Annotated in this window: 5 protein-coding genes and 1 riboswitch; of the genes, 4 read left to right on the forward strand and 1 reads right to left on the reverse strand. The window is 45.1% G+C overall.

Annotated features, from left to right (window positions below; translation table 11 throughout):
- Window positions 1–327 precede the first annotated feature (327 nt).
- Entirely contained in the window at window positions 328–981 is a 654-nt protein-coding gene (gene ribB, locus L976_RS10280; RefSeq protein ID WP_037416362.1) for a 3,4-dihydroxy-2-butanone-4-phosphate synthase, read from the reverse strand.
- 193 nt (window positions 982–1,174) lie between these two features.
- A riboswitch (FMN riboswitch) is annotated at window positions 1,175–1,405 on the reverse strand.
- Window positions 1,406–1,645: 240 nt separating this feature from the next.
- On the opposite strand from ribB, the gene L976_RS10285 reads away from it, so the two are divergent.
- The 4 genes from L976_RS10285 to L976_RS10300 all read left to right on the forward strand — a co-directional run bounded on the left by L976_RS10285 (window position 1,646) and on the right by L976_RS10300 (window position 5,759).
- Complete coding sequence (locus tag L976_RS10285) at window positions 1,646–3,781, forward strand: S9 family peptidase (protein ID WP_047536510.1); 2,136 nt, start codon at window positions 1,646–1,648, stop codon at window positions 3,779–3,781.
- Between the two features lie 10 nt (window positions 3,782–3,791).
- Entirely contained in the window at window positions 3,792–4,226 is a 435-nt protein-coding gene (locus L976_RS10290) for a GIY-YIG nuclease family protein (RefSeq protein WP_047536512.1), read from the forward strand.
- A gap of 421 nt (window positions 4,227–4,647) precedes the next feature.
- Window positions 4,648–5,343 carry a hypothetical protein gene (locus L976_RS10295; RefSeq protein ID WP_047540367.1) on the forward strand — a complete coding sequence of 232 codons (696 nt, stop codon included), beginning with the start codon at window positions 4,648–4,650 and terminating at the stop codon, window positions 5,341–5,343.
- 59 nt (window positions 5,344–5,402) lie between these two features.
- Window positions 5,403–5,759 (forward strand): hypothetical protein, encoded by a 357-nt coding sequence (locus tag L976_RS10300; RefSeq protein ID WP_047536514.1) that lies wholly within the window; start codon window positions 5,403–5,405, stop codon window positions 5,757–5,759.
- Window positions 5,760–6,003 lie beyond the last annotated feature (244 nt).

Raw genomic sequence — 6,003 nt, forward strand, 5'->3', positions numbered from 1 at the left:
TGAGACATAAAAAATCAAGGAATTTCCTTGATGGGGTGAAAGCGGAAGGTCAGGCACTGGGTGCGAATATTTAACATACAAGTCTGTCGCTCGCGACCCTTGGTTTATGGATATCTAATCTAGCTCACGAAATTCAGCTATTTATTATATACACCTAAGATTATATTTTTATTGATGAAATTTTCTCCTAGCAGATAAATTGTTTTGCTGTCTGTGATATCTAGCGTGATTTGATGCTTAACCAAAGTGTTTTATCGAAGTTAAATAAAAAAGGACGCGGGCCTTCGCACGCGTCCTTTAAATTGCATCCTGTTTATGGGGCCAAATTTAGCCTACATTGGCTAATAACGACTTACGGTAAACCACGATATCTTCAATCGTCAGTACAGGCATTTTATGCGCTGCTCCAAAGGCGATAATCTCAGGCAGACGCGCCATAGTACCGTCGGGGTTAGTGACTTCACATAACACGCCAGCGGGCTTGAGTCCGGCCAGTTGCATTAAATCAATAGTGCCTTCGGTGTGGCCACGGCGAGTTAACACGCCGCCGGGTTGAGCGCGCAGCGGATACACATGGCCTGGGCGAGCTAAATCGCTTGGCTTAGCATTGTCGGCGATGGCGGTTTTAATGGTGGTGACACGGTCAGCGGCCGAAACCCCAGTGGTGACACCCACTTTAGCTTCGATACTCACGGTAAACGCTGTGCCATATTGGCTTGAGTTGTTTTCGACCATAGGTGGTAGCTCAAGGGCTTTGACCTTTTCGTCCGGTAAACATAAACACACGATACCGCTGCATTCGCGAATGAGCATGGCCATTTGTGCATTGGTCAGTGACTCGGCGGCAAAAATTAAGTCGCCTTCGTTTTCCCTATCTTCGTCATCGACCACCAACACACCTTGGCCTTGGCGCAGTGCAGCAAGACCCGCTTCAACGCGTTCGATAGCAGTACCAAAAGGAGCAAGTAAAGACTGATTCATGGTTAATATCCTTCAAAAATACGACATGGGAATATCCAGAATCAGGGCGTGCAGAAATACAGCCGTTACCCAAAGGGATTGAGCTGTAGCAATCGACCCGCTTTAAGCGCAGGCTTAAAAACGTGATTGCAAAATATGAGGCTAACAGCAGGGATACTTAGCTCAAGTTAATGCCAATTATCCAAGTGTTGTCTTACATTCTCTTCCATCCGGACTCAGTACTGTTGCTTGCGGCAAACAGTCCATTACCGTCGGCTCTGGAATAGTAGCGCTCGATAGGCATTAACCATGGCGAGACAAGCTAGGACACCAGATCTGCTGACCCCGAATTGCGTTCGGGCGCTCGCGGGCTTTAGTGTGGGGAAATTTATTCACCTCACTATTTACCGCCGGTGGGGAGTTTCACCCCGCCCTGAGAATTGTTGATAGGCTTTGGCCTAAAAACGCGGTTATGTTGCGCCTAATTAATGGTGATGGCAATAACATCGCGCCTGAAATTGGGCAATGTTTGCGCAAGCGCACAATGCCTTGTGATCCTTAAGCAAGCGCAATCTTTAGGAAACTCGCAACTTGAGCTAGCTTGGGTATATCATATCCGGCACATCAACTTATTGGCTTGCCGTCGTGCCCCACGATGGTGTTTGAACGTCACAAGGACGTATACATGCGCACTCTGCTGCTTACTTTAGGTCTTGCTATGTTATTACCCGGTTGCTCCACTCCAAAAGGGCAAGTCTCTGCGCCCGTTGCGGAAAAAATTCCCCATGTGATGACCTTGCACGGCGTCACACGCACCGATGACTACTATTGGATGCGCGACGATAAACGCCAAGATCCCAAAGTATTGGCGCACCTTAAGGCTGAGAATCGTTATACCCAAGCTTACTTTAAACCGCTTAAGTCATTGCAAGACGGGTTGTTTAACGAGCTGACTGGGCGCTTAGTGGCCGATGAGTCGAGCGTGCCGTACCAATGGCACCAACATAGTTATTACCGTCGCTACCAAGAGGGCAGCGAATATCCGCTGATCGCCCGCAAAGGCAATGACGGGGTTGAGCAAATGATGCTCGATGTGAATGAGCGCGCCAAGGGCCATGAGTTTTATGGTTTGGGCGGGGTTAGCGTCAGCCCAGATGAAACCATGCTGGCATTCGGCGAAGACGTGTTAAGCCGCCGCGTGTATAACATCTATTTTAAAGATATCGAATCCGGCGCCATGATCACCGATGTGCTTGAAAACACTGAGGGCCGCATCGTTTGGGGCAATGATAATCGCCATGTGTTTTACATCGCTAAAGATCAGCAAACCTTGCTCGGCAACCGTGTATATCGTCACGAACTCGGCACGCCACAGTCCCGTGATGTGCTGGTGTATGAGGAGCAAGATGATGCTTATTACATCGCCCTCGGCAAGAGTTTAGATGAGTCGCAAATTGTGCTGTTCCATGAGAGCACCACCACTAGCGAAGTGTCAGTGCTGGATGCAAACGATCCTTTAAGCCTGTTCAAACCTGTGCTCGCGCGCCAAGAAGGCCATGAATATAGCGTTTCTAAACTGGGCGACAGTTATTACATCCTCACCAACTGGCAGGCGATAAACTTTCGCTTAATGAAAGTGGCGATTAAGGATGCCGCCGATAAATCCAAATGGCAGGAAGTGGTTGCTCACAATCCCAATGCGCGGCTTGAAGATGAGCTGGTGCTGAAGGATTACCTGATCATTCAAACACGTGAAAATGGCCTGACACGGATTAAAGTGATGCCATTCAATGGCCAAAAGCCCTTTGAGCTGAGTTTCGATGAACCCGCTTATGTGCTGGGTTTAGATGTTAATGCCCAGCAAGATAGTGATAAGTTACGGGTTTTCTACTCTAGCCTGACCACGCCCGAGGCGATTTATGAGTACCACTTAAGCAATCCCGATAGACGCGATCTGCTTAAGCAGGAACAAGTACTCGGCGGCTTCGATGCCAGTCAATACCGCGCCGAACGTTTATTTGTCACCGCCCGCGATGGCGCTAAGGTGCCAGTGTCCTTGGTGTATCGTAAGGATAAGTTCAAGAAAGACGGCACCAACCCTCTGTACCAATATGGTTATGGTTCCTATGGTTACACTGTTGAGCCTGACTTTTCTTCATCGGTGATCAGTCTGCTCGACCGCGGTTTTGTGTATGCCATCGCCCATGTGCGCGGCAGCGAAATGTTAGGTCGCCCTTGGTACGATGCGGGCAAATTACTGAATAAAAAGAATACCTTTAATGACTTTATTGATGTCACTACGGCCTTAACCGAGCAAGGTTATGGTGATAAAAATAAAGTGGTGGCCTCGGGCGGCAGTGCTGGTGGGCTGTTAATGGGCGCGATTGCCAATATGGCGCCTGAAAAGTACTTTGCCATCGCGGCGCACGTGCCCTTTGTGGATGTGGTGACGACTATGCTCGATGAGTCGATCCCGCTCACTACCAACGAGTACGATGAATGGGGTAATCCAAACGACAAGACCTATTTCGACTATATGCTCAGCTACTCGCCCTATGACAATGTTGCCGACCATGAGTACCCACACCTGTTGGTCACCACAGGTTTGCATGATTCACAGGTGCAGTATTTCGAACCAGCGAAATGGGTAGCAAAACTGCGTGAAGTGCAAAATAAATGGTACAAACTGGACGATAAGGTGTTGTTATTCCATGTCGATATGGATGCAGGACACGGTGGTAAGAGTGGTCGTTACCGCCAGTACCAAGACACAGCGCAGGAATATGCCTTCTTCTTAAGTCTGCTAGGCATGACCAAGTAGGTGCCAACGGGTGACCGATTTAGTGATTGAAGCCGCTAATTCAACTCCCTCGGCTAGCCCCCAAAAAGGGGCTAGCCAAGCGCAAGCTGTTAACCAAGCTCAGCTTTCTAGCAAGCCAGAAGCGCTAGGTGCTGAGCAAGCTGTGACTTCGGAGCAAGGTGCGACGTCAGAGTTAGTGCAAGCATCAACGTGGTATCTGTACCTTATCCGCTGCGCCAATGGCCACTTATACACCGGCATCACCACAGATGTCGCACGCCGCTTTAACGAACATCAATCAAGCAGCCCCAAAGCAGCAAAGTACCTGCGCGGCAAAGGGCCATTAACCCTGATGTATCAAGAGCAAGTCGGCACCCGCAGTGATGCACTCAAGCGTGAAATCGCGGTTAAAAAGTTAAGCCGCAGTCAGAAGTTGAGGTTGATTGAATCAGCTGAACATCGATAGTGCGAGATAAAAGAGCTAAATCATTGGTGTACACGTGTAATGATTAAGCACTGCCATTCCAGTGACACGCCGCCCTTTCATTTAACAAGAAGTATCCCTATAGGCTCGACCGCGGCATCTGCTGCATATGGAAGTACGAATGCCGCGATCACATGGATGTGAAAGAGCGGCCATGCCGCCAACGGTCACTTCCATATCAGTGCTTAATTCCATTAACCACGGAGTGTTCTGTTAGCCTGCGCATATCCTGATTCTGTTATTGGTGTCAGAAAAATAGAGCCGCTAAAAGAAGAGTTGAAATAGTACTTGCTCGTTATAATGTCATTTCTTGTGATGGTGTATTTATTGTAATTCTGATAAATTTCTTTTATTACAAGTGATTAAATATATGCACTTTACTGGTTTTATGAGGTTAACGCTCATGCGAACTAAGACGTTATGTTTCAAAGGAAATTGTGCGCCATATATGTTTTTCAAAAAATGTGTATTTATAATTTCTCTTTCAATGATATCTATATCGTGTGCGCCTGTAGTTCGAGATTACTATAAACCAATATATAGCGAAGGAGTTACATACAGTAGTGGCTGTGGAGGTTCTGGTCCTGCGAATAAAATATCAATACAGCTTAGTGAAGGTGTTGAACTCGAAGTATCTAGCTCGAGTTCAGCAAAAAATGAGAGATTTAAGAATTTTCATTTTTCAGCTTCAATTATTGCTCCATCTGGAACATATTTTCAATTTGAGAGCGATGAAATTGTAATTTCTGACAATACAACAAACAAAACATGGAGTGTAAAGATAGTTGAATTAATTACACGGGCGGAGAACATTCCAAACGCTAATTCTGATGAGTCAGCTAAGAATGGTGGGTATTTCAGTGTAATTCCAACATCGAAGATAACTGGTAATACCTTTTTTGGTTATAACACATTATTTGGTAAAAAGTATTTTAATTCTGGCGCATCAATAAGTATTTTTTCGAGCGATATTGAGTATAAATTGGAAGATTATTCTGTCCAGTTACCATCCATTATTATAAATGGTAAAAAATACACAATTGAACCCATAAGGTTTTTACATGTGCGAAGCATAGGTATAGACCCGCTAAATTGTTAATGTTATATGTTTTCCTAGCATCAATCCGACATCGTAATTACTAATCAGGGATGGCGTAAATGTTACTAAAAGTGTTATTATTTCTCAGTTTTATATTGAATGGTTACTTAGTTTTTTGGTTCGTAAAGCACAGTTACACCATTGAAGCTCATTCTAGATTAATGCGTGATAATTTTGTTTTATCTCAATTTGTTAACAGCTCAATTTCCAAAAACGAGCTTTTAAATATTGCAAAATCAAAATTAGGTATCCAGAAAGTAAAAGAACAATATAATAATCAATCGTGGGACGATAAGAAATTTGCATCGTCTGTAATCATCGAGGGTATTAGCTTCTTTTTTAACGATAAAGACGAATTAATGCTAATAGACCACTGGAACAAAGAGTGTTCACCTTTATGGGTAAGAACGTTTTAACAAACAGATTACAGGCAGTTTATCAGGATATCGACTGTTAAATTACCTTACAGGAATGATAGGGCTGGCAAAACTCTTGTGGGATTAACAGCCTGCACCGAGAATAAGAACTGAGCCAACCAAAATGAGTGTGTCAATGAAACAGAATAGTTGCATGATGAACCCTAGCTTTGTGGAGCAAGCCTTGGTTGCTGGATTTAAATCAATGGCTAAATCCTAACCATTTATGCGGACGTACTGCTCT

The sequence above is a fragment of the Shewanella sp. ZOR0012 genome (assembly GCF_000798835.1).
Lineage (GTDB): Bacteria > Pseudomonadota > Gammaproteobacteria > Enterobacterales > Shewanellaceae > Shewanella > Shewanella xiamenensis.